Origin of the sequence: Carboxydocella sp. ULO1 (genome assembly GCF_002049255.1) — a bacterium.
Taxonomy (GTDB): domain Bacteria; phylum Bacillota.
Genome location: NZ_BDLQ01000022.1, coordinates 59,939 through 86,892, shown reverse-complemented (window position 1 = coordinate 86,892; position 26,954 = coordinate 59,939). Strand labels below are relative to the sequence as shown.

Sequence of the window (26,954 nt, the reverse complement as noted above, 5' to 3'; positions counted from 1 at the left end):
CAATGCAGGGAGATCCACGCGCTCTTGCGGCTCTGGTAGAACAACTGGGCTTTACCTGGAATAAACCTGAATTGCTGACCATTGCCTTAACCCATACTTCCTATGCCAATGAACGCAAGCAGAGACAGGAACACAACCAGCGGCTGGAGTTTCTGGGAGATGCGGTGCTGGAACTGGTGGTCAGTGATTACCTGTATAATACCTATCCTGATTACCCGGAAGGGGTACTGACCAAAATCCGGGCTGCTTCGGTCTGTGAGCCTTCTCTGGCCGCTGTGGCCCGGCGCTTGAATCTGGGACAGTGCCTGGCAATGGGTAAGGGAGAAGAAAAGAGTGGAGGCAGGGAAAGGCCTGCCGCTCTGGCCGACGCCTTTGAAGCTTTGACCGGTGCGATCTATCTTGATCAAGGCTTTACACGGGCCCGGGCCTTCGTATTGCAGCAGCTGAAGGATACAATAGATCATTATGCAGCCCAGGGTGGACAGCACGGGGACTTTAAGTCCGAGTTGCAGGAATGGATTCAGCAATACACCCAGCAGGAACTGCATTATACTCTGCTAAAGGAAGAAGGACCGGACCATAATAAAGTTTTTACCGCAGGTGTGAGTATCGGCGGGCAAGTTTGGGGCGTGGGCCAGGGTAAGACCAAGAAGGAAGCAGAGCAGGAAGCAGCCCATGAAGCCCTGATTAAGCTGCGGGATCAGGGTGCCTGGAAAGGATTGAAGAAATAAATGGCGAAACAACATATTTTGCCCCTTTTTATTCCGCAGCTGGGCTGTGGACAGGCTTGCAGTTTTTGTAACCAGCACACTATAACTGGCCGGGTCAAACCTCTTTTACCAGAGGATTTGCCCGGCCTTTTACCCGCTGGACCGGAACCGGTGGAACTGGCTCTATATGGTGGCAGTTTCACTGCCCTGCCTTTAAAAGTGCAGGTGGCCTGGTTGGAGAGCCTTCAGCCCTGGCGGCAGCGGGGCAAAATCAGCACTATCCGCCTCTCCACCCGGCCGGATGCCATTAACCTTGAGCAAATGCTATGGCTGAAGAGCTACGGGGTCACCACGGTGGAGCTGGGAGTGCAGTCTCTGGATGACCAGGTGCTGGCCCGGGCAGGCAGGAGTTACAGGGCAGCCGATGTTATTACAGCTATTCTCGCCGGGCATGTTGCTGGTTTAAAAATCGGTATCCAGCTTTTGCCGGGGCTGCCGGGAGAGACACCCCAAACTGCAGTGGCAGGAGCCAGACGACTGGCAGCGGTAGCTCCTGACCTGGTCAGAATTTATCCTCTGGTAGTGCTGGCCGGGACGCCGCTGGCCCGGGAGCTGGAGGCCGGCACCTTTCAGCCCTGGGATTTTGCCCTGGCGATGGATACAGCGGCCAGGTTGAAAATTATTTTTCAATCCCGGGGCATTCCGGTGATCCGGATAGGGTTACAGCCTGGTCAGGATTTGGTGCCTGGTAGTAGCGTGCTGGCTGGCTGTTATCATCCGGCATTAGGACAAATTGTCGATAGCCGGATTTTCCTCTGGTTGCTGGAAAGCTTGCTTCAGCAGGGAGTAGATCCTAACCAGCCCCTATTTGTCAATCCTCGTGATTTTTCTAACCTGCGGGGTCAGCATGGTGTTAATCTTTGTTACTTAAGCAGGAAATTTAACATAAAACCACGAATTTTAGGAGATGGCTCTTTGCCGCGGGGAACAATTCGGTGGGGAGATAAGTTGATAGACTGGAGTGATGAAGCCCTTGTTGCTAAAGCGCTTGGAGATTCAGGGGTTTAAGTCCTTTGCTGATCGAGTGGAACTAGCTTTTAACAGTGGTTTAACAGTGATTGTTGGTCCCAATGGCAGTGGTAAGAGCAATATAGCTGATGCCATCCGCTGGGTGCTGGGAGAGCAAAGCGTAAAAAACCTGCGCGGCTCTCGCCTGGAAGATGTGATTTTTTCCGGTTCCGTGAAGCGCAAACCGGTGGGTATGGCGGAAGTTTCCCTCACTCTGGATAACAGCAATGGCCGCTTTCCCCTGGAGTTTAATGAAATTACAGTAACCCGGCGGGTCTATCGCAATGGCGAGTCGGAGTTTTTGATCAATAAGACTCCCTGCCGCCTGAAAGACATCCATGAGCTGTTTCTGGATACCGGGCTGGGACGGGATGCCTATTCCATCATCGGTCAAGGCCGGGTGGAAGAAATACTGAATGCCCGGCCGGAAGACCGGAGGTCAATCATCGAGGAAGCTGCCGGGATTGTACGTTATCGCATGCGCAAACTGGAAGCGGAAAAAAAGCTGCAGGAAACTGAGGCTGACCTGGTCAGGGTGGAAGATATTATCAGCGAACTGGAAGGACAGCTGGAACCGCTGGCCCGACAGGCTGAAGTGGCGGAAAAATATCTGGCCTACCAGCGGGAAGAACAGGAGCTGGAAATCGGTTGTCTGGTAAGGCAGGGCCAGCAGGTGAGAGAGAAACTGGCTGAGTTGCAATGCCAGGTTCAGGAATTGGAAACAGCCCGGGAGGAAGCCGCTGCTGCCCTGGCCCGGGTGGAAGCGTCCCGGCAAAAGTTTCAGCGGGAATTAGAACCCCTGGAGGCGGAATTACAGGCTATTCAGGATAAATATACCAACTTGCTTTCGGAAGGAGAACACACCCAGGGGCAGCTCCAGGTCCTTTCTACTCAGAAGCAGGGACGGCAGGAACAAGCTACCCTGTTACGACGTCAGCTGGAAGAAATCGAGACAGAGCTGGCAGACAGTGGTGAAACGGCAGCGGCTGATGCCCTGCTGGTGCAGCAGCTGGAAGGAAAACGTCAGCAATTGCAATCTGAGCTGGCCGCCGTAAATGAGCGGGCAGAGAGTTTGCAAAAAGAATTGGATACCATCAGGCAAGCCCTGGTTAGCCAGAAGGACAGCTCGGCTCAAGCTTTAAATGAGCTGACCAGACTGGAGCAACAGCAAACTGCCGGGGCAATTCGCCTGGCTGGTCTCAGAGAGAAGATTGAGCACTTGCGGAATCAGATACAGGAAATTGATAGAGCTATAACGACCTGGCAGGCCCGGGAAAAACAGAGTCAAAAATGGCAGCAAGAGTTAGAACAAGGAAGGCAAGAACATGAAAGTCGACAGGTTGGCCTTGCGCAGAGCAGGAAAGAGATGGAGGCAGAATTGGCCCAGCTGGAAGAGATTTTTAACCAGAAACAGCAACAATGGCAACTCCTCGCCTCTAAAGCTAGGGTCTTAGCTGATATGCAACAGGATTATGAAGGCTACCAGCGGGCAGTAAGAGAATTGTTATTGCGTCGCCAGAGAGGCGAACCCGCCTGCCAGGAAATCTGCGGAGTAGTGGCTGAGCTGTTACAGGTGCCCCAGGAATACGAAATTGCTGTTGAAGTGGCACTGGGCGGTGCTTTGCAGTATCTGGTAACAGAAACGGATCAGGGAGCCAAGCAAGCCATTGAATATCTGAAGGGCCATAACCTGGGTAGAGCCACTTTCCTGCCCTTAAACACTGTTACCGCTTCCCCTTTACGAGAGGAGGAAAAGGCAACCCTGCTCAAACGGCCAGGGGTAATTGGGGTTGCGGCTGACCTGGTGAGTTATGCGGAAAAATACCGGCCGGTGATCAATAATTTATTGGGCCGTATTATTGTCTGCCAGGACCTGGATGCTGCTCTGGGGCTGGCCCGGGCCACCGGTTTTCGCTATCGGATTGTGACACTAGCCGGGGATATGTTAAACCCCGGGGGTTCTTTGACTGGTGGTTCCTATCAGCGTCGCAATGCCAATTTGCTGGGGCGGGCCCGGGAACTGGAGGAAATAAACCAGGCAGCTAAACAGGTCAACGGAGAGCGGGAAGAACTGAGAAAACAGATTGAGAAAATCCGCTCCAGCCTCAGGGAAAATCAGAAGCAAAAGGAGGAACTGGAAACCAGGACGGCAGAGCTAAGGCTCAAACTGGTTGAAGCCCAGCGTGACTGGCAGGAGGCGAGAAGTAGATGCCAGGAGCTGGAAGAACAGCGAGAGCAGCTGCTTCAGAATCTGGAGAGCTGTCAGCGGGAATATACTCAGGTCGAGCGTGAACTGGAGTCTCTAGCCAGAAAGGCAGCCGAACTGGAAACAGTCCGACAGGAGACGGGTAATGCTATCCAAGCCGAAAACAACCGGCTGGCAGAGCAGGAAAAAGCATTGCAGAATCTGATAGCGCATCAGACTGAGCTGAAGGTGGAACTGGCCCAGGTAGAGCAACAATTAACCGGTCTTAAAACTATAGATGTACGTCAGCGTCTGGAACGGAGACGGCGCCTTCAGCAGCTGGAGCAAATCCAGCGGGATCTAGCCGTACTGGAACAGGAAGGCGAAGCATTAGAACAAAGAAAGAACGAGCTGGCGGAACGATGGGCAAAACTGCAGCAGGAGACGGAAAGGGTAAGAGAAAAACTGCAGGAACTGCGTCAAAAGCGGCAAACCCTGCAAATAGAGGAAAGAAAATTGCTGGGACTGTGGCAGTCCAGCCAGGAGCGGTTGCAAGAACTGGAACGGACTGCCCACCAGCTGGAACTGAAACGTACCCGCCAGGAGGCCGAATGGGAAAATATTACCCAGCGCCTCTGGGATGACTTTGGCATGGTGTTTAACCAGGAACAGGTTATCGCCTATCAAGGTCTTGATTTGAAGCAAGCAATGCGCCGAATCAAAGAATTGAAGGCCCTGATGGCAGAACTGGGACAAGTCAATATCGGTGCGATCGAGGAATACCAGCGCATTCAAGAACGTTATACTTTCCTGCAAAACCAGGCCCAGGACTTGAAAGAAGCCAAGGCTGCCCTGTATGATGTGATTGCCGAAATGGAAGCTATAATGGCTCAGCGTTTTGCCGAAACGTTTGCTCAGGTAGCTGAACATTTTAGCCGGGTATTTACGGAATTATTCGGGGGAGGTCAAGCCCGTTTGCAGTTGACTGATCCTGAGAATTTACTGACTACCGGGGTGGATATAATCGCTCAACCACCGGGCAAAAAAACCCAGCAGCTTTCTCTGCTTTCCGGGGGAGAGAAGGCTCTGACTGCCATCAGCTTGCTCTTTGCTATCCTGGAAGTACGGCCTAGTCCCTTTGTGGTCCTGGATGAAATCGAGGCAGCCCTGGATGAGGCCAATGTTGCCCGTTTTGCTGAATATGTCAAAAACTTTAGTGACCGGGTACAGTTTCTGGCGGTTAGCCACCGCAAAGGGACAATGGAAGCGGCAGACATTCTGTATGGGGTCACTATGGATGATTCCGGCAGCAGTAAAGTTCTGGCCCTGGAAATGACCCGTTGAGCAACCATTCATTAAGCTGAATGGTTGAACTGCAATGAATAAGAAAAATCAAAGATTTTTAAAAAGCAGTCATTTCCACAGGTGAATGGCTGCTTTTTTGGTTTGAATGGTTTCTCAGTGGGGACAAAAAGCGAAGTTGAACGGTCAGAAGAACAATTGGCGGGCAAAGGCCAATTTTTGGTTATTCACCGCCAAACCCATTCGATTTTCTAAAATTGATGCTACAATACCTATAAGAAATATCGAACCAGCAGGGGAGAAGGGGAAGGAGGGTTGTACAAACTTTTCCGGTGAGTGATGAGAGGTAAGCAGGGACCAAAATAAAAAAGAACAGGGGGATGGATCGATGGAGAAACATGAAATTCTGGCTCCCAGTCCGGGGAAGCACAACCTGGAAAATTATGAAGAAGCCTATAAAAATTTTCGCTGGGAAGATGTTGAAAAGGAATTTTCCTGGTATACTACCGGCAAAGTAAACATGGCCTATGAGTGTGTTGACCGCCACTGCGAGACCTGGCGCAAAAATAAAGTGGCTCTTTATTACAGTGATGGGGTACGGGATGAAAAATACACCTTCCAGGACATGAAATTCATGTCCAATAAGGTTGCCAATGTTCTGAAGAAGCTGGGCATTGAAAAAGGAGATCGGGTCTTTATCTTTATGCCGCGCAGTCCGGAACTATATTTTGCTGTACTGGGCATTCTTAAGATCGGCGCCATTTGCGGTCCGCTGTTTGAAGCCTTTATGATGGATGCAGTACGGGACCGGATGCAGGATTGCGATGCGGTTGCCCTCTTCACTACTCCTAAACTGCTGGAACGGGTGGACTTGCCCAATTTGCCAGCATTAAAGCATGTAATCCTGGTTGGTGCCAAAGATGAGGACTTAACCGATCCCCGTTTCCATAGTTTCGAAAAGCTGATGGAAGAGGCTTCCCGGGAATTCGATATTGTCTGGGTAGACCGGGAAGACCCGATGATGATCCACTATACCTCAGGTTCTACCGGCAAGCCCAAAGGGGTATTGCATGTCCATAATGCCATGATTCAGCATTATCAAACAGCCAAGTGGGTACTGGACCTGCAGGAAGAGGATATCTACTGGTGTACCGCTGACCCTGGCTGGGTAACCGGTACTTCCTACGGGATTTTTGGTCCCTGGCTCAATGGCGCTTCCAGTGTGATTCGGGGTGGCCGGTTCAGTCCCGATGACTGGTATGCGACTATCGAAAAATATGGGGTAACTGTCTGGTACAGTGCTCCTACTGCTTTCCGGATGTTGATGGCAGCGGGTGATGAACTGGTCAAGAAATATGACCTGTCCAGTCTGCGTCACATTCTTTCCGTCGGAGAACCTCTTAACCCCGAAGTAGTTCGCTGGGGGATGAAGGTCTTCGGTATCCGCATCCATGATACCTGGTGGATGACTGAAACTGGCGGTCAATTGATCTGTAACTATCCTTGCATGCCCATCAAGCCCGGTTCTATGGGCAGACCTTTCCCGGGAGTCTATGCGGCAATTGTAGATGATCAGGGGAATGAATTGCCTCCCTATCGAATGGGTAACCTGGCCATTCGTAAAGGCTGGCCTTCCATGATGCGGGCCATCTGGAAGAATGAAGAGAAATACAAGGAGTATTTCCGCCTGGAGCCCTGGTATATTTCCGGCGACTCCGCCTACAAAGATGAAGATGGCTATTTCTGGTTCCAGGGCCGGGTTGATGATGTCATCAACACCTCCGGTGAACGGGTTGGTCCCTTTGAGGTTGAGAGCAAACTGGTAGAACATCCGGCTGTGGCAGAAGCAGGGGTTATCGGTAAACCCGATCCGCTGCGGGGTGAAATCATCAAGGCCTTCATCTCCTTACGGGAAGGCTATACCTGGACACCGGAATTGGAAGAAGATATTAAGCAATTTGTTAAAAAAGGTCTGGCAGCTCATGCTGCGCCCAGAGAAATCGAAGTGCGGGATAAACTGCCCAAGACCCGTTCCGGTAAAATCATGCGGCGGGTACTGAAAGCCTGGGAACTGGGCCTGCCCACCGGTGACCTTTCTACAATGGAGGATTAAAAGGCTGATAACCCTCTTGCCCCTTTTTGTCTCCCTCCCCGGAGACTATCTTGGGGCAAGGGGGTTATTTTTCTGGTGTGACCGGGTTCACAGAAAAGATGGGAAGTTTTAGTTAAAATATAAAAAAGTGCTGTGAGGTGGTTGAAATGGCCGGGTTGGTAGATGCTTTGAAAAGTGATCATGCTGTGATTCTGGCGACCCTGAACAAAATTAAGGAAGTGGGCATATCCAGTAAAGAAGGACGGGATAAGCTTCTGGAAGTCAAAAACCTGCTACTGCACCATCTACAGAGAGAAGACAGGGAACTTTATCCCCATCTACGGCGAGCAGCAGAGGTTGATATCTCTTTGCGCCAGACTCTGGAGTTATTCGCCAAAGACATGGATGAGATTTCGCGGCTGGCTATGGAGTTTTTTCAGAAATACGCCCAGGGTGGGGCCGGGATCGAATTTGCGCGGGATTTTGGCCGTTTATATGCGACTTTGGGAGAAAGAATCAGGCGGGAAGAAAACATAATCTATGTTCGCTTTCAGCAATTAGAGAAAAAATAAGGGGGCAAGTGCCCTCTTATTTTTTACTGAATTTGTACTAAAAATAACTTTTGAAATTATCAAAAAATTTGCTTCTTTCAGCAGGAATTGTGATAAAGTTGTCGAATATGTTAATGGCAAAGTGGTCAGGCCAATAGTCCATCAAACAAGATGACAGGTCTGAAAGCCTGATAATAAGCGATTTTTAAGCCGGGGGTGAAATGAAGGGGGAAAAAGACAAACTAGTTATAATGAAAACGCTGGCACAAAATTGGAAAGGAGAGGTAAAAAATTATGACCTGGAAAATGGTGATTGATCCTTTAAACAACATCGGCCTCTCTGCATTGATGGCAGCTGTGCCCATTCTCTATATGTTCTGGGCTCTGGCTGTCAAGCGGATGAAGGGGCATATCGCCGGGGTCACAACAGTTATTCTGGCGGTACTGGTAGCGATTTTCGGTTACGGCATGCCTGCTAAACTGGCCCTTCTCTCAACTGGCTATGGTATGCTTTATGGTCTGTTCCCCATTGCCTGGATAGTTGTTACTGCTGTTTATCTCTACAACATTACTGTTAAAACCGGTCAATTTGAAATCATTAAAAACTCCATCGCCTCCATTACCGATGACCGGCGTTTACAGGCCTTATTGATTGCTTTTTCCTTTGGTGCCTTCCTGGAAGGGGCAGCTGGTTTCGGTACACCGGTGGCTATCTCCGGTGCGATGCTGGTCGGTCTGGGCTTTAACCCCCTCTATGCTGCCGGGATTTGTTTGATCGCCAATACTGCACCAGTAGCCTTTGGCGGTGTGGGTATTCCTATAATCGTAGCTGGACAGGTAACCGGGATTGATGCGATGGCGATTAGCCAGATGGTAGGCAGGACTTTGCCGTTCCTGTCTGTGATGGTACCTTTTTACCTGATTATACTGATGGCTGGATGGAAGAAGATGGTGGAAGTCTGGCCGGCGGTGCTGGTCAGCGGAGCTTCCTTTGCCATAGCCCAGTGGTATTCTGCTAACTACCTGAGCCCGATGTTGCCGGATATTATTGCATCTCTGGTATCCATTGTCGCTCTGGCTGCTTTTCTCAAAGTCTGGAAGCCGCCCACAACCTGGCGCTTTGCTGATGAAGCCCCCAGCCTGGGGAAAGAAAAATTGCAGTATAGTGCCGGGCAGGTTTTGAAAGCCTGGGCTCCCTTTATCATTCTGACCATCTTCATCACAGCCTGGGGCTTGAAGCCGGTTAAAGATGCTCTGGATTATTTCGGTCTGGTCAAGTTTGAAATTCCTGGCCTGCATAATATGATCATCAAAGGCGAAAAACCTATGGAAGCGATCTTTAAGCTCAATTATCTGAGTGCAGCAGGTACGGCTATCCTGATTTCGGCTTTTGTTTCCATCATTATGCTGGGCATGCCTATTTCCGAAGGGATCAAAACCTTCTTTGAAACCCTGAAGACTCTGCGTTATCCTATTTTGACCATAGCTTCCGTTCTGGGCTTTGCCTATATTGCCAACTTCTCTGGTATGTCCATTACCATGGGTACAGCTTTAGCAGCAACCGGTAAATTCTTCCCCTTCTTTGCACCTTTCCTGGGCTGGCTGGGTGTATTCATTACCGGTTCCGATACCTCGGCCAATGCTCTGTTTGGCAAACTGCAAGCAGTTACGGCCGATAAAATCGGCGTTGACCCGGTGGTCACAGTGGCCGCCAATACTTCGGGTGGGGTTACCGGTAAGATGATTTCTCCCCAGTCCATCGCAGTTGCTACTGCTGCCGTTGGTCTGGTTGGACATGAAGCCGATCTCTTCCGCTTTACGGTTAAACATTCCTTGATTTTTGCCACCATTATCGGTGTTTTTGTAACCTTGCAGGCATATGTACTGACCTGGATGATTCCCAAGTATAAAATGGTAGAAGCAGCGGCTGCTGCAGCTGCTCAAAAAGTATTCCCGACTCTGGGTGCGACTTACCTGGGGTATACAGTGGCACTGGTTGCTCTCGTTTTTATCCTGGTTCTGGTCATGAACCGGAAAAAGACAGCGTAAGTTGTGATGGCGGACAGGGAGGAAAAGCTCCCTGTCTCTTCCCTTTAGTGTGGTCAGACCATCAGACCTTAATAACAAGGAGGAGAAAACATGCTGGAGCATAAGATACTGGAGCAATTGCAGGAAATAGTCGGTACCCAGAATGTCCTGACCAAAAAAACTGACCTGATCACTTACAGTTATGATGCTACTGCTGATATGCCCCGCCAGTTACCTGATGTGGTGGTCTTGCCGGCAACTACGGAGGAAGTAAAGCGGATAGTAGAACTGGCCCGGTCGAACCAGCTGGCTATCTATCCCCGGGGAGCCGGGACAAACCTGAGTGGTGGCACCATTCCCTTGAAAAGGGGGATAGTTCTTTCCTTCCAGCGGATGAATGCTATTCTGGAAGTGGATGCCGATAACTTAACGGCCACCGTTCAGCCGGGGGTCATTATCCAGGATCTGAACAATGCGGTGGCTAAATTTGGTCTGATTTATCCCCCTGATCCCGGGACAGTGGCTACTGCCACCATGGGCGGCTCGGTTTCCGAGTGTTCCGGCGGATTACGTGGCTTAAAGTACGGGGTGACCAAACACTATGTCATGGGTATGGAAGTAGTACTGGCCAGTGGTGAAGTGGTACGATTTGGTGGGAAAACAGTGAAAAATGTGACTGCCTATGATTTTGCCTCTCTGTTTGTAGGTTCAGAGGGTACTCTGGGCATTATAACTGAAATTACGGTAAAATTGATTCCGGCGCCCAAATATCGTCGTTCCCTGTTAGCCCTTTTTGATCGTCTGGAGGACGCCGGTAACACCGTTTCCGGGATTATTAGAAATCATGTGATTCCGGCAACCCTGGAAATTATGGATAAAAAGACGATTGAAACTGTAGAAAATTACGCTAAAGTCGGTTTGCCAACCGATGTAGAGGCGTTATTACTGATAGAAGTAGATGGGATGGTACCGGAATTGGTAGAAGCAGAAGCTCAGGTGGTTCTGCGGGTAATCCAGGAGAATAATGGTAATGTGCGGATGGCTGCCACTGACCAGGAACGGGAACAACTGTGGGCAGCCCGGCGGGCAGCATTGCCAGCTCTAGCCCAGCTCAGTCCGACTACAGTGCTGGAAGATGCAACTGTTCCCCGGACGCGAATTACCGACATGCTGCTGGCAATTCAAAAAATTGCCGAAAAGTACCGGCTGAATATCGGTACTTTTGGACATGCCGGTGATGGCAATTTGCATCCCACCATTCTGGCGGATGCCAGCAATCAAGAGGAGATGATCAGAGTCCATCAGGCGGTGGACGAGATTTTTGCTGCTGCCCTCAGCATGGGCGGAACTTTATCGGGAGAGCACGGGATCGGTATAGCCAAAATGAAGTACCTGAAGGATGAACTGGGTCAGCCAGGGTTGGCCTTAATGCGTCGGGTAAAAGAGGCCCTTGATCCTGATTATCTGCTCAACCCCGGCAAAATGGTCCCATTGAAAGGGGAGTAACTGCCATGGCTACACTTTACGATGATTTGCAACAGGTTAAACCGGAACTGGCCAAATGCATGAAATGCGGTAATTGTATGGCAGTCTGTCCTATATATATCACCGAGAAAACGGAAGCCGGGGTAGCCCGGGGGAAAATCACCCTGGCGGAGGCTTTGCTGGCAGGAGATTTGGACCTGCAGGATGAAGATTTAATCCACAAACTGTTTAACTGTCTCGTTTGTAAATCCTGTATGCAGAATTGTCCCTGTGGTGTAAAGTTTGACCGCATTATCCTGGCCTTGCGGGCAGAGATCGCCCGGCAGAAGGGGTTACACCCGCTGAAAAAAGCCATTTTTGCAGCCTTGAAAAAACAGGGTTTATTTGATCTGGGTATGCGTCTGGGCGGCAGTTTTCAGGGCCTGGTTTTCCGCCGCCATCCGGAAAAGAAAGCCTACTATCCCCGTTTTCGCATGGGTTTAAGTATGAAGCGAATCTTGCCTGCCCTGGCTCCAGTTCCTTTCCGCAGCCAGGTTCCTTCTCGCATAACCGGGGAACCAAAAGGAGAAAGGCCAGTACGGGTTGCTTTCTTTACGGGGTGTTCGATAAATTATATTTACCCCCAGATCGGTCATGATGTTATAGAAGTACTGAAAGAAAACGGGGTGGAAGTAGTAATTCCCAGGGACCAGTGCTGTTGCGGCATTGCAACCTTTGTGCACGGGGATGTGGCAACAGCCAGGGAACTGGCCCGCAAGAATCTGGAAGCTTTTTCCGATTGTGGTGCTGATTATATTATTACTGCCTGTGGCTCCTGCGGGGGTTCCTGGCAGCATGAATTCAAGGAATTGCTGGGGGATGACCCCATATATGGACCTAAAGCCGAATACTGGAGCAGCCGCACTTATGATATTTCTACCTTTTTAACCAGAGTTATCAACTACCGCAAACCTCAGGGAGAAATAAATGTAACAGTAACCTATCACGACCCCTGTCATTTGAAAAAGACCATGAAGGTTTATCAGGAACCGAGGGAAATCCTGCGGGCGATTCCTGGGGTGGAACTGAAGGAGATGAACAAGCCCGATGCCTGTTGTGGTAGTGGCGGTTCTTTTAGCTTAACCCATTATGAAACTTCTATGGAAATTAACCAGCGCAAAATTGCGGATGCCAGTCAGACCGGGGCAGAAGAAGTGATTACCGGCTGCCCGGCCTGTATGATGCATCTTGCCGATGGTATCAATCAGTTTGGCAAGGGTCAGGAGGTAGTCCACTATATTTCGCTCCTGGCTGAGTCCTACCGGAAGGAAAAAGGAGGAAAATAGCTGTGTGGGAAGCTTTTAAGACCCGGGCTGAAGCTGTGGGGGCAGAAGTTTATCGTTTTGCCAGTCAGACAGAAGCTCTGGATTTCATTTTAACTTTCCTGGTACAGGAGGGGGTGGCAAACAGACCTGGAGCTTATGCGTTCTGGGCAGATTCGCCCCTGATTCAGGGAATGGACTTAAGTGCTCTTGAGGAAAAAATTCCTGGCCTGAAATTCGCCTGCACTAAGGAACTGGCCGCCCAGGCGCGGATTGGTATCAGTCAAATGGACTGGGGTCTGGCGGACACTGGTACTCTGGTACAGGTTGCTACTCAGGTGGAGCAAAGACTGGTTTCCACTCTGCCGGAAATTCACCTGGCTATTCTGGGGACCCGGCAGATTCTACCGGACATGGGCACTCTCCTGCCCCGGGTTAAGCCCACTGAAGCCAGCTACCTGGCGTTTATTACCGGTCCCAGTCGTACCGCTGATATCGAGCGGGTACTGACCATCGGGGTGCATGGACCTGGACGACTGGTGATTGTGCTGGTGGACGATCTGGGAGGTGGCAACTAATGACCGAGCAATTTAAACAGTCGATTGAACAGGCCCTGCACAATCCCAATCTGACCGGAGCGCTGGGTCGGTTTTCCGAGGCCTATGTCATCAGCCGGGCCAAAGCCTATGAAGGAATTGATTTTGAAGCTTTGCGCAGTCGTATAGCCGAAATCAAGGGAGGAGCGGCTGAACGGCTGGAAGAGCTGGCCCAGCAGTTTCAGCGAGAGGCGGAAGCCAGGGGAGCAAAAGTCTTTCGGACCAGCAGTCCCCAGGCGGTAAAGGAATATATATTAAACCTGGCCCGGGAAAAGGGAGTCAAACTGGTGGTCAAATCCAAGTCCATGGCCTCTGAGGAGATTCACCTCAATCCCTATCTGGAACAGGCCGGACTGACAGTGAAGGAGACTGACCTGGGGGAATGGATCATCCAGCTAGCTGGCCAAAAGCCCTCTCATATGGTGATGCCAGCAATTCACATGACCAAAGAAGAAGTGGCGGATTTGTTCAGCAAAGAAGTTCAGGAACGCCTTACCAGTGATATTCCGCGCCTGGTCAAGGTGGCCCGCCAGGAACTGCGCCAGTATTTTCTGGCAGCGGATATGGGCATTTCCGGGGCCAATATAGCAGTAGCGGAAACGGGCACCCTGGTGCTGGTGACCAATGAAGGGAATGCCCGGCTGGTCACTACTTTGCCCCGCATCCATGTGGCCATAGTAGGGCTGGAAAAACTGGTTCCCTCTTTTACCGATATAGCTCCGATTCTGCAGGCGCTGCCCCGCAGTGCTACCGGGCAATTGCTGACCAGCTATGTTTCCATGATCACCGGGTCCACCCCCAATCCCGACGGGTCGGGAAAAGAACTGCACATCATCCTCATGGATAATCGCCGCTCGGAAATGGCCCGGGATCCCAAATTCAAGGAAGCTCTGCAGTGTATCCGCTGCGCTTCCTGTCTCAATGTTTGTCCTGTTTACCGGCTGGTAGGGGGCCACGTTTTCGGGCATGTTTATGCTGGTGGCATTGGCACCATCTTGACAGCCTGGTTTGATGAGCTGAAGAAATCGGAAGAAATTCAGGGCCTTTGTATCATGTGTGGACGCTGCCGGGAAGTCTGTCCGGGCAAAATCGATATCCCGGAATTGATTGTGGAAATCCGGCGGCGGCTGGTCAAGGAAGAGGGGCAATCCCTGACTCAGAAGGCCATCTTTTCCGGGGTATTAAGCAATCGCCGCCTCTTTCATTCCCTGTTGCGGGCAGCATCCCTGGCGCAAAAACCCTTTGCCAGGGGAGGTTTTATCCGGCATTTACCTCTGTTTTTCTCCGGGCTGGCTGAGTTTCGCAGTTTACCCACCATTGCTGAAACGCCGTTGCGAGACCGGGTGAAGCAGATTAAACAAACCCCTGCCAGGGAAAAAGCAGTTTTTTATGCTGGCTGCCTGATTGATTTCGCCTATCCGCAGATGGGAGAAGCGGTCATCAAGGTATTGAACAAAGCAGGAATAGAAGTAGTTTTTCCGGAAGGGCAGACCTGCTGCGGAGCGCCGGCCCGCTACAACGGGGCTTTCGAAGTAGCGGCCCAGAATGCAGTGGATAACCTGAAAGCCCTGCTGTCAACCGAGGCAAGTTATGTGGTTTCCGCCTGTCCTACCTGTACCGCGGCCTTAAAACATGAATTCATCAGCACCCTGGAAACCCAGGGGCGGCAGGAATGGTTGTCCCGGGCCAGAGAACTGGCAGCTAAAACGGTGGATTTCTCAAGTCTGGTGAAAAAATTGGTGGATGAAGGACGGCTGACTCTGCTGGAAGGCGAGACACTGGAAAAGGTGACATACCACGACTCCTGCCATTTAAAACGAACCCTGAAGGTATGGCAGCAACCACGGGAACTGTTGCAAAAAGCTGGATACCAGCTGGCGGAAATGTTCGAAGCCGATATGTGCTGCGGTATGGGGGGGTCTTATTCCCTTAAATTCCCGGAAATCTCTGCCCCCATTCTGCAAAGGAAATTGCAGAATATCAAGAACACCGGCGCTACCACCGTGGCCATGGATTGTCCTGGCTGTGTGATGCAGATTGCCGGCGGTTTCGATAAACAAGGGGAAGGGATTCGGGTCAAGCATACAGCTGAACTTCTTGCGGAAAAATTAAAATAAAAAATCCCCTGCGTCTGAAGGAACTTGCCCCGCTTGTGTAGAAAATATTTTAATATTCTGTTCTTGCAGGGGGTAAAGTTATGGAATTTCGGCCTATCAAGCCCAAAAAAATATATGAGGAAATTGTCGAACAGATCAGGGATTTGATGGCGGAAGGCGATTTGAAACCGGGAGATAAACTCCTGTCCGAACGGGAATTAGCGGAAAAACTGCAAGTCAGCCGGGCTTCGGTGAGGGAAGCCCTCAGAGCCCTGGAAATGATGGGTTTTGTGGAAATACGCACCGGTGAGGGCACCTTTGTGCGGGAAGCCTGTAGTGACGCCATCATCCAGCCCCTGGCCATGTTTCTCTCCATCGAGCGGGGCAATTTCTTTGAAATTTATGAAGTGCGGAAAATATTCGAAACGGCGGCAGCGCGTTTGGCTGCGGAACGGGCTACACCGGAGGAAATCCAGAAGATAGAAGAAGCGCTGAAACAGATGGAAGATAATGTGGCAGATTTCGAGAAAGGGGAAGTTAGTGATACCGCCTTTCATTATGCCATTGCCGAAGCCACCCATAACGGTTGGCTGGTGCGATTGATGCGCACTATTTCCGACTCCTTTCACAGTGCAATAGTAGCGGCCCGCAAGCAGTTGTTCCTGACTCCGGGAAACGGGGAAAAGCTAATGGAACAGCACCGCCGCATTTATGATGCCATCCGGAACAAACAGCCCCAGGCGGCGGAGCGGGCCATGCTGGATCATCTCCTTTTTGCTGAGGCGGAACTGGCCAAAAAGATCAAAGAATAATTGCTAGACTGGAGGGGAAGAAAAATGGACTTGGCAGCTATCAGAAAAAACGCCAGGGAAAAATTACAGGGCTATTGCCGGGTTTGTCCGGTTTGTGATGGGCGGGCCTGTGCCGGTGAAGTGCCAGGGATGGGAGGTCTGGGCACTGGTAGTGCTTTTCGAGCCAATCTGGAGGCCCTGGCAGCCTATCGCTTCAACATGCGGACTATTCATGAAGTTAAAGAGCCAGATACTACCATGGAGCTATGGGGAGAAAAACTGGCCCTACCAGTACTGGCAGCACCCATGACCGGCACTCCTTATAATATGGGTGGCCAGTTAACCGAGGAAGAATTTATCGAGTATATTATTGCCGGGTCGTTGCAAGCCGGTACGCTGGGCATGAGCGGGGATGGAGCTGACCCGACCATGTATGACAGCGGCCTGAAAGCCATTGCCAGACACCAGGGGAAAGGCATTGCCATTATCAAACCGCGGGCCCAGGAGGAAATCATCAAGCGCATCCGCCAGGCAGAGGCAGCCGGGGCGCTGGCTGTTGGTGTGGATATAGATGGCGCTGGCCTGATCACCATGGCCCTCAAAGGGCAACCGGTAGGCCCCAAAACCCTGGTGGAAATCAAAGAGCTGGTACAGGCTACAACATTGCCCTTCATTCTCAAGGGCATCATGACTCCGGAAGAGGCAGAAATGGCTGTGGAGGCAGGAGCTAAAGCCATAGTAGTTTCCAATCATGGTGGAAGGGTACTGGATTTCACACCGGGAGCTGCCGAAGTATTGCCGGAAATCGCCAGCCGGGTCAAGGGCAAAGTGCTGATTTTTGCAGATGGGGGAGTACGCAGCGGGGCCGATGTCCTGAAACTGCTGGCCCTGGGGGCAGATGCCGTTCTGGTAGGCCGTCCTCTGGTAGTGGGAGCTTTTGGGGGCGGTCAGGAAGGAGTTGCCTTCCTGCTCAACAAAATGAAAGGCGAACTGGTTCAGACTATGCTTTTGACCGGAACTGCCTCGGTTAAAAATGTAAAGCGGGAAATCCTGTTCTAAAAAACAAGACCGGAAGCGCAGAGGGCGTTTCCGGTTTTGTTTTTTAGACAAAAAAGTAAATACAAGTTATATAATTTGCATAAAAATATAAAGTATAATTATCATTATGATGGATAAAAGATAAATTATACAGAAGCATTTTCAGTTATCTGACGGTAGGCGGTTTCCCTGAACTTGCCTTGTCGAAAGACGATTATTATGCCCAGAGGATGCTACGGGAAGATGTAGTGGATAAGGTATTAAAGCGAGACATTCCGTCGCTATTTAACATCCGTAATGCGGCAGTTCTGGAGAAAGTGTTCCTATACCTGTGTTTTAACTCATCTCAAATTATTAATATTACGACGATGAGTAAGGCGAAATAGTTGCTGCCATTGTCGTAACCAAAAGGCTGAAGGATTTCGGCGTGATGCCTCATCCTACCAGAATACCCATTATGCGAATCCCAGCCCACGTTTTTTTGTATTTATTAGGGCATGCTGAAAAGACTCGTATGAGTTGACAGTGGGTAGTTGCGGTTAAAATAAAACACAAAAGGAACAAGGAGGACTGACAATGAAAAAGGGTTTACCCCTCTTTTTAGCGCTAATTCTATTTACTGGCCTTGCCTTTTTTTATCTTTACCGTGATGCGGGATTACCGCGAGGGGCAGAAAACCTGCTGCAGCAACCTCAGCGAAAAGTGGGATTGAGACCGGAAAATCCGGCACCTCAGCTGCCCCTGCCGCCTCATCCCCTGGGGAGAGCAGGTACTGCGGGGAAGGCTCCGGCCACTCCGGCTGATGGGGCTCAGGCTGCTGCCGCCTGGGAACAATTCCTGGCAAAAAAACCGGGGATAGAACAACCGGTGGTAGTTATCTGGCATAACCGGATCTATATCGCTGTTCCTGAACTGACGCCGGAAAGCGAGCAGGAAATCAGGAAGATAGTTAAGGAACAGGAACCCGGCTGGCAAGAGGTGATCATAACCAGTAGCCCGGAAAACCGGGCCAGATTGCAAAAAATAGCTGCTGCCATTCGTCAGGGACGGATGGCAGCAGACTTTGCCAGTGAATTAAATCAGATCAAATCCTGAACTTATTGACCTGGTGGTGGGGTGGGGAGTTTGCTCAGTAACTCAGTGGACTGGACTAGATATTTTTTACCCACTTTAGTTATACGAAACTTAAGGTAGACTTGACCTGTGCCTGCTGGTCCAATGGGGAAAAAGAGACTGTGGGTTACCACCAGCCGCTCATAGGAATCTCCTTCCAGTAAAGCCGCTTCAAAATCAGCGCGATTGAAGCGGATTGTTCCTATTTTATACTGGCGCGCTATTTTTTGCAGGGCAGCCGGATAATTAACCTCCAGCCAGCGGCGGTTGGCGGGACTGCTCATTTTTTTGGCTTTATCCAGCTGGTTTTTGGCGATCGCCCGTGCGTAGGCATCAGCAGTACCCATAATATCCAGGGGCAAGTCTTCTACTGGCGTGGGCAGCTGGGCCAGAGGTGGTGGTTCGGCTGGTTTGGGCTTGCGCTGGGGGGTACAGGCAAAAAGTACAGGCATCAGCAATACAATTAAGATAATAAAACGAATTTGGCGCATAGGACTAACCTCCTTGTCCGGATTTACACTATTAGTATGTCCAAAAATTAAAATCGCTTTTGACATTTTCAGCGAAAAAATGTTATAATATAGCTGTTGATACCCGGAGGGGGTAACGGTATGGAGAAAGAAATCATTCAGCGTTATACCAGAGAAGCAACAGCTTGCTCCAATCTGAGCTGTGGTTCCAATCTGGAGCTGGCTGATTTACAACCAGGGGAGTGGGTACTGGACCTTGGTTGCGGTCGTGGTGCTGATGTGCTGCGGGCTGTAGACCTGGTCAGGCCAGGAGGCAAAGCGGTTGGTCTGGATTTGACTCCAGCCATGCTGGAACAGGCGCGAGCAGCTGCCCGCCAGGAGGAGAAAGCAGAGGAATGTGAATTTATTCAAGGTGACCTGACCCGGCTGCCTTTTCCGGAGGCAACTTTTGACTGTGTGCTCAGCAACTGTGTGATTAACCATGTCCACGATAAATTTCGGGCCTACCGGGAAATCGCCCGGGTTCTGAAGCCGGGAGGCAGAATGGTAATCAGTGATGCTGTCTCGCTGGTACCACTGCCGGAGGAAGTAAAACAGGATCCACAGGCCTGGGCCGATTGCTGGGGAGGAGCCATTACGGAAGAGGAATATCTGGCAGCCATTGAGGCGGCTGGTTTCCAGCAAATAGTTATCCTCAAACGGCGAGAATACCTGAAGAACGGGTATCCTTTTGCTAGTTTGACCCTGCGTGCCAGTAAAGGCAGGGAAGGGAGGTGACATTATGCGTCCTGTAACCAAAAAACAGGAGAAAAAGTGCTGCAGCGGAGCCCTGAACCTGGCTCAGTGCTGTTCCAAACAATCCAAAGTGGTGGCTGGTTGCCACGACTAATCCAGTTTAAGGCAGGAGCCGGCAGTGACAGCTAAGCTGTCCTGTCGGCTGCTTGCCGTCAAGGAGGGCAAGCATGTACTGGAGTAAATATAACCTGATTTTGCCTTTGTTCGAGGGCAAGGAATATGCCCTGGTCAATGCGCTCATGGGGCTGGTGGATTTTGCTACAGCGGAGGAAGGAGCGCAGCTGGAAGCCGCGGCAGCTGGTCGCTGGGAAGAGGTAGGACCGGAATTATTGAGTTATCTGCAGGACAGAGGTTATATCCTACCTGATGCCACCAGTGAAAGCCTGTTGCTGGCTGATAAATATGGGGAATTTCAGCAGGAATTAGCCACTTCTCCCACCCATATTTTGTTTGTGCCTACCTATGCCTGTAACCTGGCCTGTACCTACTGTTTTCAGCAGGGCATGAAAGAGGGAGAATTAGTCACTAAAGAAGTTGTGGATGCTTTTTTTCAACATATCAGCAGTAAATTTGGCCAGGAACAATCAAGGCCTTTTATTACTCTCTTTGGCGGTGAGCCGCTGATTGCCAGCCCCCGACAACTGGAAATTATTGATTATATTGCTCGTCAGGCAAAGACTAATGATTTCGAACTGGCTGCCGTAACCAATGGGTACGACCTGGAGCAGTTTGTTCCATTATTCCAGGCCAGTGGGGTAAGGATCAAAGAAATCCAGGTGACTATCGATGGGCCCCAGGAAGTTCACGATGCCCGTCGGGGTACAGCTGATGGTCGGGGTACTTTTGCTGAAATAATGAGAGGAATTAGGGCAGCGGTAGCGGCTGGTTTCCCCATCAATTTCCGGGTAGTAGTAGACAAAGAAAATTTACCTTCCCTCTTGCCCCTGGTGCGTTATCTGGAGGAACAGGGCTGGTTGGATTTGTCTCCTGGCCAGTTTAAAACTCAGCTGGGAAGAAATTATGAACTTTATGATTGCTACGCCAGGCCCCAGCATTTGTTCAACCGCCTGGAAATGTGGGCTGCTTATGCCGCTCTGGCTAAAAAAGAACCCCTCTTGCAAAAATTCCATCAGCCGGATTTCAAAGGCATCCGTTACCTGATAGAAAACGGAGAAATGCTGGTACCGGCTTTTGATACCTGTCCTGCAGCCAAAAAAGAATGGGTTTTTGATCTGCACGGCTATATTTATGGTTGTACCGCCACTGCCGGTCGCGCGGAGCATCGGCTGGGCACTTTCTGGCCGGAAGTGATATATGACCAGGAAGCCGTCAGACCCTGGCAAACCCGGAATGTGCTGACAATCCCAGAGTGTCGGGATTGTGCCGTAGCCCATGTTTGCGGCGGGGGATGCGGGGCGGTAGCCTGGAGTCGAACTGGCAAGGTTCAGGCACCGGACTGCAGACCGATTAAAGAACTTTATACCCTTGGTTTAGAATATTACCGGGATAAACTGGGGTAAACTAAGTCCGGAGGTGAGACCTGTGCCACAGGTAGTGCTGACGGAAGCGGAACGGGGTATTCTGGTGCAGGCGGCCCGCTATTGTTTGCAAAAATGCCGGGGTGGTGGGCCAGCTGCAGGTTGTGAAGATTGCAGTTTATTAGAGCGGGCATTAGGAAAACTGGAACAGGCCACCTGATCAGGTGGCTTTAATTTTTTTGAAGCAAAAATTTTGTTGACAGTAAGCTGAGCGGAATGGTAGAATAAGGTCAGGGAAATACCTATACGGGGTATAAGGAGGAAGAAAAATGAGTGAATTTGTAAAAGAGATCAGTGCAGCTGAATTTGAGTCTGAGGTATTGCACAGTGAACTGCCGGTAGCAGTTGATTTTTATTCCACAGATTGTCCGCCCTGTGCATATCTGGCTCCCAGTTATGAACGGATCGCTGAACAATATGGTTCTATGATGAAATTTGTGAAAATCTATCGCCAGGGCAACCGGGAACTGGCCAATCAGCTGGGAGTGAAAGGCAGCCCGACTGTATTGTTTTTCAAGAACGGGGAAGAAGCAGGCAAGCGATTGACGGGATATATCTCAAAACCTCAATTGCGCCTGGCTGTGGAAGAAATCACCGGGCCCCGTGTCAGGGAAGGTGGTTTGGCCAAGGTAGAGTGTGATGTTCTGATCCTGGGCGGTGGTCCTGCTGGACTTTCAGCGTCCATATATGCCGGCCGGGCCAAACTGCACACTGTGCTGGTTGACGAAGGATTGCCAGGTGGCCAGGCGGCTACCACTTTCCACATTGCCAACTATCCCGGTACTCCTGGCACGGTGCGGGGTAGCGAATTGATGCAAAACATGGTCAACCAGGCCAAATCCTTTGGAGTGGAAATTCATGACCTCAAGGAGATTTTCCAGGTGGATCTGACTGGAGAAAGAAAATATGTGCGTACAGAAGATACCGAGTATTACGCCAAGACAGTGATTATCGCTACCGGGGCGGAACCGCGAAAACTGCCGGCTGAAGGGGAAGAAGAATTCAGAGGCCGGGGTGTTCACTACTGTGCTACCTGTGATGGGGCTATGTATCAGGATGCGGATAATGTAATTGTTGTCGGAGGTGGAAACTCAGCAGTAGAAGAAGCGGTATTTCTGACCCGCTTTGCCAAACAGGTTACTATTGTGCACCAGTTTGATCACTTCCAGGCTTCCAAAATTGCTCAGGAGGAGGCCCTTAACCACCCGCAGATTAAAGTGGTGTGGGATTCAGAAGTACGGAAAGTTAACGGAGAAGGACATCTCACTTCAGTTACAGTGGAAAATGTAAAAACTGGAGAGCTTACTGATATTCCTGCCAATGGGGTATTCGTCTATATTGGCACCCAGCCCCGGACCCACTGGTTTAAAGGCCAGGTAGAAATGAATGAATGGGGTTATATTCAAGCCAATGAAGATATGGAGGCCAATCTGCCTGGAGTTTTTGCTGCCGGGGATGTACGGGTGAAAAAATTCCGCCAGGTGATTACAGCTGCTGCTGATGGAGCTATTGCCGGTATCATGGCGGAGAAATACCTGATGGAAAAAGCCAGAGGTTAAGAAAGATAGCTGCAGTGCTTAACTGCAGCTTTTTTATTGACGCCAACCAGCAACAGTAGTAAACTAGTTACGTAATATATATAAAGTTGGCGAAAAGGGTGGGAGAGAGGATGCAGATTAATGGCAACAAAATTCGGGAATTACGGGAAGCCCGCGGCTATAACCTGGTGGATTTTGCTGCAAAAGCCGGGTTATCCCCTTCCTATTTGAGCGAAATAGAACGGGGAGCGAAAAAGCCTTCACTGAAAACCCTGGGGCGTATTGCCAGTGCCTTGAATGTACCCCGTGAGGAGATAGTAGACATTTCCCAGGATGATGAAGGCCTGACTTTTGGGGACCGGGTAAGGCTGGCCCGTAAGAATAAGGGCTGGACGGTAACAGAACTGGCGCTAAAGGTGGGGTTATCTCCGGCCTATATCAGCGAGGTTGAAAAGGATAAAGTAATACCGGCAGTGAGTACCATGCGGCGTCTGGCCCAGGTGCTGGAAGTGAGTGTACCTACACTTCTCAATGAAAATGCCGCTTTAGGTCTGAAAGTGCGCATGCTGCGGGAAGAACAGGGCTTGACCCAGGCGGCTCTGGCTGGTGCGGCAGGGATTTCTGCTGGGATGATCGCCCAGATTGAACAGGGAAAAGTCCAGCCCTCTTTCCGCACCATTGAGCGAATTGCCCAGGTACTGGGGGTATCGCCCTGTTATTTTGTCATGGATAATGAGAAACCGGAGGAAATTATCACAACCTTCAGCCCGCAATTGCGAGAACTGTTACAGGAAGAAAATGTGCAGGCTATCCTGCGCCAGATCTGTCATATGACAGAAAAAGAAATCCGTTTTATTCTTAATTTCATTCAGCTCTATCGGAAATCACGGTTGGATGAATGAATTTTCTTATTGACAGCGAAAAACTTGTACAATATAATTTGATTAGAATATACCCTATCAGGGTAGGGTGGAGGGAGAAGATGTCTTCGACAAAAAGGGCCTTTCTTGATCCTGCTATTTGTAAAAACTGTCAGAGCTGCCCTCCCGCGGAACAATGCCCTGCCTATGCTATTGTAAGGGAAGATGAAGACGATTTTCGTTTTGTCGATCCCATGTGTGTAGGCTGTGGCAAATGTATTACCAATTGCCCTTATCAGGCTATCCGGTTGGTGTAAAGGGGGAAGCACTGTGCTGGAATGCAGTGATTGTGCCGCCATCCTGGGCGATTACCTGCGGCCCAAATTTTTTATGGTTCTGGAAAAGGAAAACCTGCAGGCCGCGAATGTGAAAGAAATTATTGCCCAAACTGTGGCGGTATTAATTATGCTCTGGATCGCACTTTTTGTCACAATTGCATCTATTCAGTATGGAAATGCCTTTAAGCCGGATGATGGGCATGATGCCTGGTATGATCAAATTTGCCCTGAAAGGGGCGGATTCTGGCGGAAAAAACAGAAAGCCTGGGCGGCAATGTAAACCGTCTGGCAACGCTGTTTCTGCGATCCGGCTCTTGTATTGAAGCGGTACAATCTGCTATAATATACCCTAAGGGGGTAGTAGGGTGCTTGCACCCGCCTTTATTCACAATGGAGGGTGAGCGGTATGAAAAATAAAGAGATTCCGGAACTAGTAGTCCGACGACTCAATCTCTATGCCCGCTGTCTGGGCTATCTGGAGGAAATGGGGGTATTAACTGTTTCATCTAAGGAACTAGGGGATCGCCTGGGCATTGCTGATACGCTGGTGCGGAAAGATTTGTCCTATCTGGGGGAATTCGGTCATCGAGGGGTAGGTTACTATGTCAGCCAGTTGCGCCATTCCATCCGCAAAATGATGGGGGCGGACAAACCCCGAGCATTAGTAATCGTTGGCGCTGGCAACCTGGGGCTAGGAATTGGCAAATATCACCAGCATTTTCTGGATAATCACCGGGTGGTGGCATATTTTGATACTGATCCGGAGAAAATCGGTCAATCGGTAGAGGGAATTCCGATCTATCCCATGGAAAAGATGGAGGAGATAGTTGCTGGCATGGGAGTGGAGCTGGCGGTACTGGCGGTTCCCAAGGATCAGGCCCAGCGGGCGGCTGAAAAACTGGTACTGGCCGGGGTGAGGGGGATTTTGAACTTTGCTCCTATTGCCCTGCAATTGCCGCCTACAGTGAGGGTTGCCTATGCCGATTTGACCCTGGAACTGCAAAACCTGGCCTATTTTCTTGAAAAAGAAGCTAATAGCACTAGCCCGGCCGGCTTTGTCATCAGTCGTCGGCGTAAGGAGGGGTAGATTTGGAAAAATTTTTGGAACTGATTCCGGGCATCTTGCTGGTTCTCTTTATTTTATGGATGCTCCCCAAGAGCGGTACTGGCGGCGGTTGAGCGGGGGGCGCCTGTGAGGTTCCCTGGTCCAGGGAACAGGATGAAAAAAAGAGGAGGAAATAACCTGTGCAAAGAGATGCCTGTTTTGTCTGTGGTCAGCCCTTGATATATAATGACCAGACAGTTGAACAGACCTGTGTTTTCTGTGGGGAAAAGGAAATGAATGCTATAACTTGTCCTAACGGGCACTATCTCTGTAACCGTTGCCATGGCCTGGATGCCCTGGGGGTGATCCGGGAAACAACTCTGAAATCCTCAGAAACAGTGCCTGAAATCCTGGCGGAATTTTTAATGCAACACCCCACGGTTGCTATGCATGGACCGGAACATCATGCCCTGGTGCCAGCGGTACTGGTAGCGGTAACGGCTAATTTACTGGGCCTGGAGGAAAAGGAGGCCCTGGTGAAAGAGGCTATCAAACGGGGTAGCAGGGTACCAGGTGGACATTGCGGCTACTTTGGCGCTTGTGGAGCCGGGGTCGGTGTGGGCATTGCTGTCTCCGTGCTGACAGGAGCGACACCGTTGAAAAGGGAAGAGTGGTCCTGGGCGAACCGGGCAACTGCTATGGCTTTAGAGAAAATGGCGGATACCGGCGGCCCCCGTTGTTGCAAACGCTGTACCATGCTGGCCCTGGCAGCCGGGAGGGAAGCCATTGCCCGCTTTTTGCAGGTGGAACTGCCCGCGGCTGCTGACTGGAAATGTCGTTATTTTTCCCGCAATCGCCAGTGTCTGGGACGGCAGTGTCCCTTTTGGGGGGATAAATGATGACGAAAGTTCAACGTTATTTATTGCTGGTGGTCGCCATTATGGCTGCCACTTTATTTTTCTTCGGTTTGCGCCAATTTGCACAAACTGAGGAACATATTCGGTCTATTTATTTGGAACGGGGAGCCGGAGTGGCCTGGCAAGTGGAAAACCGCTTGCGTCAATCCGGCCCAGTTAAACTCGATGAGGTGTTGTTAAGTATTGTTGGCCAGCGGGAAATAGCCGGATTGGTCGTATATAACCGGGAGTTAAAGGCGCTGGCACGAGCAGGCAGTATTGACCCCAGGCCATTAAAGTTAGAGAAATTGCCCCATGTGGAACCAGGTGAACAGGGGCTTGTGGTCTGGGTTCCTGTTCACTTGCCCGGGATTGACGGCGAGGGGGAAGGAAACAGTGGCGAACACAGACCGCGGGTAAAAGGGTTGCAGATTGTGTTTGAACCTATTACAGCCCAAAGCCTGCGCAGGGTGTCCTACTGGCAGCTAATTGCCAGCCTGGGGATTAGTCTGGGGTTTGTGTTGATGTCCTGGAATTTGTTGCAAAAAGAAAAAGAGGATATAAAAAAAGAAAAACTGGCTGAAATTGGTTTGCTCATGGCGGGTATTGCCCATGAAGTGCGAAATCCCGTGGCTGCGGTCAAAGGATTGGGACAACTGCTGTTAATGGATGAGTCTGATCCGGAAAAAAGGGAATATTTACAGAGCATTGTTGAAGAAAGCGGGCGTCTTGAGGAGTTTGCCGCTATTTTACTGACCTATACCAGGAGCGGAATTTTGCCGGTTGAGCCTATTTATATAAAGGAAATATTCGAGGAACTGGCATGGAAGTACGGGCCGGAACGCCTGATTGTGGAAATGGACAAGCAAGAGGCCAGGGTATTAGCAAACGGCGAAGCCTTGCGTCATGTCCTGTTAAATCTGCTGCAGAACGCCTGGCAGGTCATGGGAAGAAAAGAGGAAGCGCTGGTGGTAAAATTTAGAGAAGAAAAAGACTGGTTGTGGGTAGACATTTTTGACCGCGGACCGGGTTTCGGCGAAAAAGTACTGCAAATGGAAGGACTAATGGAATCGGACAAACCCGGCGGTTACGGGCTGGGCCTTGCTTTATCCCGTAAA

24 protein-coding genes are annotated in these 26,954 nt (G+C 50.4%); 23 read left to right on the top strand and 1 reads right to left on the bottom strand.

Features of this window, described 5'->3' with window-relative positions:
* The first annotated feature begins 2 nt into the window (after window positions 1-2).
* The 13 genes from rnc to ULO1_RS05095 all read left to right on the top strand — a co-directional run bounded on the left by rnc (window position 3) and on the right by ULO1_RS05095 (window position 18,338).
* Window positions 3-731 (top strand): ribonuclease III, encoded by a 729-nt coding sequence (gene rnc, locus ULO1_RS05160; protein ID WP_078665120.1) that lies wholly within the window; start codon window positions 3-5, stop codon window positions 729-731.
* Window positions 732-1,778: an elongator complex protein 3 gene (locus ULO1_RS05155; protein ID WP_079933106.1), complete on the top strand. Its 1,047-nt coding sequence runs from the start codon at window positions 732-734 to the stop codon at window positions 1,776-1,778. It begins immediately after the preceding gene.
* Window positions 1,747-5,307 (top strand): chromosome segregation protein SMC, encoded by a 3,561-nt coding sequence (gene smc, locus ULO1_RS05150; protein ID WP_159446830.1) that lies wholly within the window; start codon window positions 1,747-1,749, stop codon window positions 5,305-5,307. The genes ULO1_RS05155 and smc overlap by 32 nt, the downstream gene beginning before the upstream one ends.
* Before the next feature lie 346 nt (window positions 5,308-5,653).
* Window positions 5,654-7,378 (top strand): acetate--CoA ligase, encoded by a 1,725-nt coding sequence (gene acsA / locus ULO1_RS05140; protein WP_079933104.1) that lies wholly within the window; start codon window positions 5,654-5,656, stop codon window positions 7,376-7,378.
* A 146-nt stretch (window positions 7,379-7,524) separates the two neighbouring features.
* On the top strand, window positions 7,525-7,929 hold the full coding sequence (locus tag ULO1_RS05135; protein ID WP_078665115.1) for a hemerythrin domain-containing protein: 405 nt from the start codon (window positions 7,525-7,527) through the stop codon (window positions 7,927-7,929).
* A 273-nt stretch (window positions 7,930-8,202) separates the two neighbouring features.
* A complete protein-coding gene (locus tag ULO1_RS05130) occupies window positions 8,203-9,957 on the top strand; it encodes an L-lactate permease (RefSeq protein ID WP_078665114.1) in 1,755 nt (584 codons plus the stop codon).
* A 90-nt stretch (window positions 9,958-10,047) separates the two neighbouring features.
* The gene (locus ULO1_RS05125) at window positions 10,048-11,442 is read left to right on the top strand and encodes an FAD-binding oxidoreductase (RefSeq protein WP_079933103.1); all 1,395 of its coding nucleotides are present in this window, start codon (window positions 10,048-10,050) and stop codon (window positions 11,440-11,442) included.
* 5 nt (window positions 11,443-11,447) lie between these two features.
* Window positions 11,448-12,746, top strand: a complete 1,299-nt coding sequence (locus tag ULO1_RS05120) for a (Fe-S)-binding protein (protein ID WP_079933102.1) — start codon at window positions 11,448-11,450, stop codon at window positions 12,744-12,746.
* 2 nt (window positions 12,747-12,748) lie between these two features.
* Window positions 12,749-13,300 (top strand): lactate utilization protein, encoded by a 552-nt coding sequence (locus ULO1_RS05115; protein WP_078665111.1) that lies wholly within the window; start codon window positions 12,749-12,751, stop codon window positions 13,298-13,300.
* Window positions 13,300-15,435 carry an L-lactate dehydrogenase (quinone) large subunit LdhH gene (ldhH, locus tag ULO1_RS05110; RefSeq protein WP_079933101.1) on the top strand — a complete coding sequence of 712 codons (2,136 nt, stop codon included), beginning with the start codon at window positions 13,300-13,302 and terminating at the stop codon, window positions 15,433-15,435. Before ULO1_RS05115 ends, ldhH begins: the two co-directional genes overlap by 1 nt.
* Before the next feature lie 80 nt (window positions 15,436-15,515).
* Complete coding sequence (locus ULO1_RS05105) at window positions 15,516-16,226, top strand: FadR/GntR family transcriptional regulator (protein WP_078665109.1); 711 nt, start codon at window positions 15,516-15,518, stop codon at window positions 16,224-16,226.
* Between the two features lie 24 nt (window positions 16,227-16,250).
* Window positions 16,251-17,264 (top strand): alpha-hydroxy-acid oxidizing protein, encoded by a 1,014-nt coding sequence (locus ULO1_RS05100; RefSeq protein WP_079933100.1) that lies wholly within the window; start codon window positions 16,251-16,253, stop codon window positions 17,262-17,264.
* 555 nt (window positions 17,265-17,819) lie between these two features.
* Window positions 17,820-18,338: a YhcN/YlaJ family sporulation lipoprotein gene (locus ULO1_RS05095; protein ID WP_079933099.1), complete on the top strand. Its 519-nt coding sequence runs from the start codon at window positions 17,820-17,822 to the stop codon at window positions 18,336-18,338.
* 2 nt (window positions 18,339-18,340) lie between these two features.
* On the opposite strand, the gene ULO1_RS05090 is transcribed toward ULO1_RS05095, so the two are convergent.
* Entirely contained in the window at window positions 18,341-18,847 is a 507-nt protein-coding gene (locus tag ULO1_RS05090; protein ID WP_079933098.1) for a hypothetical protein, read from the bottom strand.
* Between the two features lie 120 nt (window positions 18,848-18,967).
* On the opposite strand from ULO1_RS05090, the gene ULO1_RS05085 reads away from it, so the two are divergent.
* From ULO1_RS05085 to ULO1_RS05045, 10 genes are all read left to right on the top strand, one after another.
* A complete protein-coding gene (locus tag ULO1_RS05085; protein ID WP_078665105.1) occupies window positions 18,968-19,603 on the top strand; it encodes a methyltransferase domain-containing protein in 636 nt (211 codons plus the stop codon).
* Window positions 19,604-19,788: 185 nt separating this feature from the next.
* Complete coding sequence (locus ULO1_RS05080; RefSeq protein WP_079933097.1) at window positions 19,789-21,141, top strand: radical SAM/SPASM domain-containing protein; 1,353 nt, start codon at window positions 19,789-19,791, stop codon at window positions 21,139-21,141.
* A 22-nt stretch (window positions 21,142-21,163) separates the two neighbouring features.
* A complete protein-coding gene (locus ULO1_RS14685) occupies window positions 21,164-21,319 on the top strand; it encodes a hypothetical protein (protein WP_159071838.1) in 156 nt (51 codons plus the stop codon).
* A gap of 109 nt (window positions 21,320-21,428) precedes the next feature.
* A complete protein-coding gene (gene trxB / locus ULO1_RS05075; protein ID WP_079933096.1) occupies window positions 21,429-22,718 on the top strand; it encodes a thioredoxin-disulfide reductase in 1,290 nt (429 codons plus the stop codon).
* Window positions 22,719-22,828: 110 nt separating this feature from the next.
* Window positions 22,829-23,599 (top strand): helix-turn-helix domain-containing protein, encoded by a 771-nt coding sequence (locus ULO1_RS05070; RefSeq protein WP_078665102.1) that lies wholly within the window; start codon window positions 22,829-22,831, stop codon window positions 23,597-23,599.
* A gap of 80 nt (window positions 23,600-23,679) precedes the next feature.
* Window positions 23,680-23,874 carry a 4Fe-4S dicluster domain-containing protein gene (locus ULO1_RS05065; RefSeq protein WP_159071839.1) on the top strand — a complete coding sequence of 65 codons (195 nt, stop codon included), beginning with the start codon at window positions 23,680-23,682 and terminating at the stop codon, window positions 23,872-23,874.
* Window positions 23,875-23,887: 13 nt separating this feature from the next.
* Window positions 23,888-24,175, top strand: a complete 288-nt coding sequence (locus ULO1_RS05060; protein ID WP_079933094.1) for a hypothetical protein — start codon at window positions 23,888-23,890, stop codon at window positions 24,173-24,175.
* Between the two features lie 126 nt (window positions 24,176-24,301).
* Complete coding sequence (locus ULO1_RS05055; RefSeq protein ID WP_078665099.1) at window positions 24,302-24,982, top strand: redox-sensing transcriptional repressor Rex; 681 nt, start codon at window positions 24,302-24,304, stop codon at window positions 24,980-24,982.
* 158 nt (window positions 24,983-25,140) lie between these two features.
* Window positions 25,141-25,839 (top strand): DUF5714 domain-containing protein, encoded by a 699-nt coding sequence (locus ULO1_RS05050; RefSeq protein ID WP_079933093.1) that lies wholly within the window; start codon window positions 25,141-25,143, stop codon window positions 25,837-25,839.
* Window positions 25,839-26,954: histidine kinase dimerization/phospho-acceptor domain-containing protein (locus ULO1_RS05045; RefSeq protein ID WP_200806935.1), on the top strand; the 1,116-nt coding region annotated here is incomplete at its 3' end. The genes ULO1_RS05050 and ULO1_RS05045, both read left to right, overlap by 1 nt.

What these genes read in the sequence shown, in the direction of transcription:
- acsA (WP_079933104.1), top strand. Translation starts at nt 5,654, where the DNA reads ATGGAGAAACATGAAATTCTGGCTCCCAGTCCGGGGAAGCACAACCTG.
- ULO1_RS05135 (WP_078665115.1), top strand. Translation starts at nt 7,525, where the DNA reads ATGGCCGGGTTGGTAGATGCTTTGAAAAGTGATCATGCTGTGATTCTG.
- ULO1_RS05100 (WP_079933100.1), top strand. Translation starts at nt 16,251, where the DNA reads ATGGACTTGGCAGCTATCAGAAAAAACGCCAGGGAAAAATTACAGGGC.
- ULO1_RS05155 (WP_079933106.1), top strand. Translation starts at nt 732, where the DNA reads ATGGCGAAACAACATATTTTGCCCCTTTTTATTCCGCAGCTGGGCTGT.
- ULO1_RS05080 (WP_079933097.1), top strand. Translation starts at nt 19,789, where the DNA reads ATGTACTGGAGTAAATATAACCTGATTTTGCCTTTGTTCGAGGGCAAG.
- ULO1_RS05095 (WP_079933099.1), top strand. Translation starts at nt 17,820, where the DNA reads ATGAAAAAGGGTTTACCCCTCTTTTTAGCGCTAATTCTATTTACTGGC.
- ULO1_RS05065 (WP_159071839.1), top strand. Translation starts at nt 23,680, where the DNA reads ATGTCTTCGACAAAAAGGGCCTTTCTTGATCCTGCTATTTGTAAAAAC.
- ULO1_RS05055 (WP_078665099.1), top strand. Translation starts at nt 24,302, where the DNA reads ATGAAAAATAAAGAGATTCCGGAACTAGTAGTCCGACGACTCAATCTC.
- rnc (WP_078665120.1), top strand. Translation starts at nt 3, where the DNA reads ATGCAGGGAGATCCACGCGCTCTTGCGGCTCTGGTAGAACAACTGGGC.
- ULO1_RS05130 (WP_078665114.1), top strand. Translation starts at nt 8,203, where the DNA reads ATGACCTGGAAAATGGTGATTGATCCTTTAAACAACATCGGCCTCTCT.
- ULO1_RS05105 (WP_078665109.1), top strand. Translation starts at nt 15,516, where the DNA reads ATGGAATTTCGGCCTATCAAGCCCAAAAAAATATATGAGGAAATTGTC.
- ULO1_RS05085 (WP_078665105.1), top strand. Translation starts at nt 18,968, where the DNA reads ATGGAGAAAGAAATCATTCAGCGTTATACCAGAGAAGCAACAGCTTGC.
- ldhH (WP_079933101.1), top strand. Translation starts at nt 13,300, where the DNA reads ATGACCGAGCAATTTAAACAGTCGATTGAACAGGCCCTGCACAATCCC.
- trxB (WP_079933096.1), top strand. Translation starts at nt 21,429, where the DNA reads ATGAGTGAATTTGTAAAAGAGATCAGTGCAGCTGAATTTGAGTCTGAG.
- ULO1_RS05070 (WP_078665102.1), top strand. Translation starts at nt 22,829, where the DNA reads ATGCAGATTAATGGCAACAAAATTCGGGAATTACGGGAAGCCCGCGGC.
- ULO1_RS05090 (WP_079933098.1), bottom strand. Translation starts at nt 18,847, where the DNA reads ATGCGCCAAATTCGTTTTATTATCTTAATTGTATTGCTGATGCCTGTA.
- ULO1_RS05125 (WP_079933103.1), top strand. Translation starts at nt 10,048, where the DNA reads ATGCTGGAGCATAAGATACTGGAGCAATTGCAGGAAATAGTCGGTACC.
- ULO1_RS05120 (WP_079933102.1), top strand. Translation starts at nt 11,448, where the DNA reads ATGGCTACACTTTACGATGATTTGCAACAGGTTAAACCGGAACTGGCC.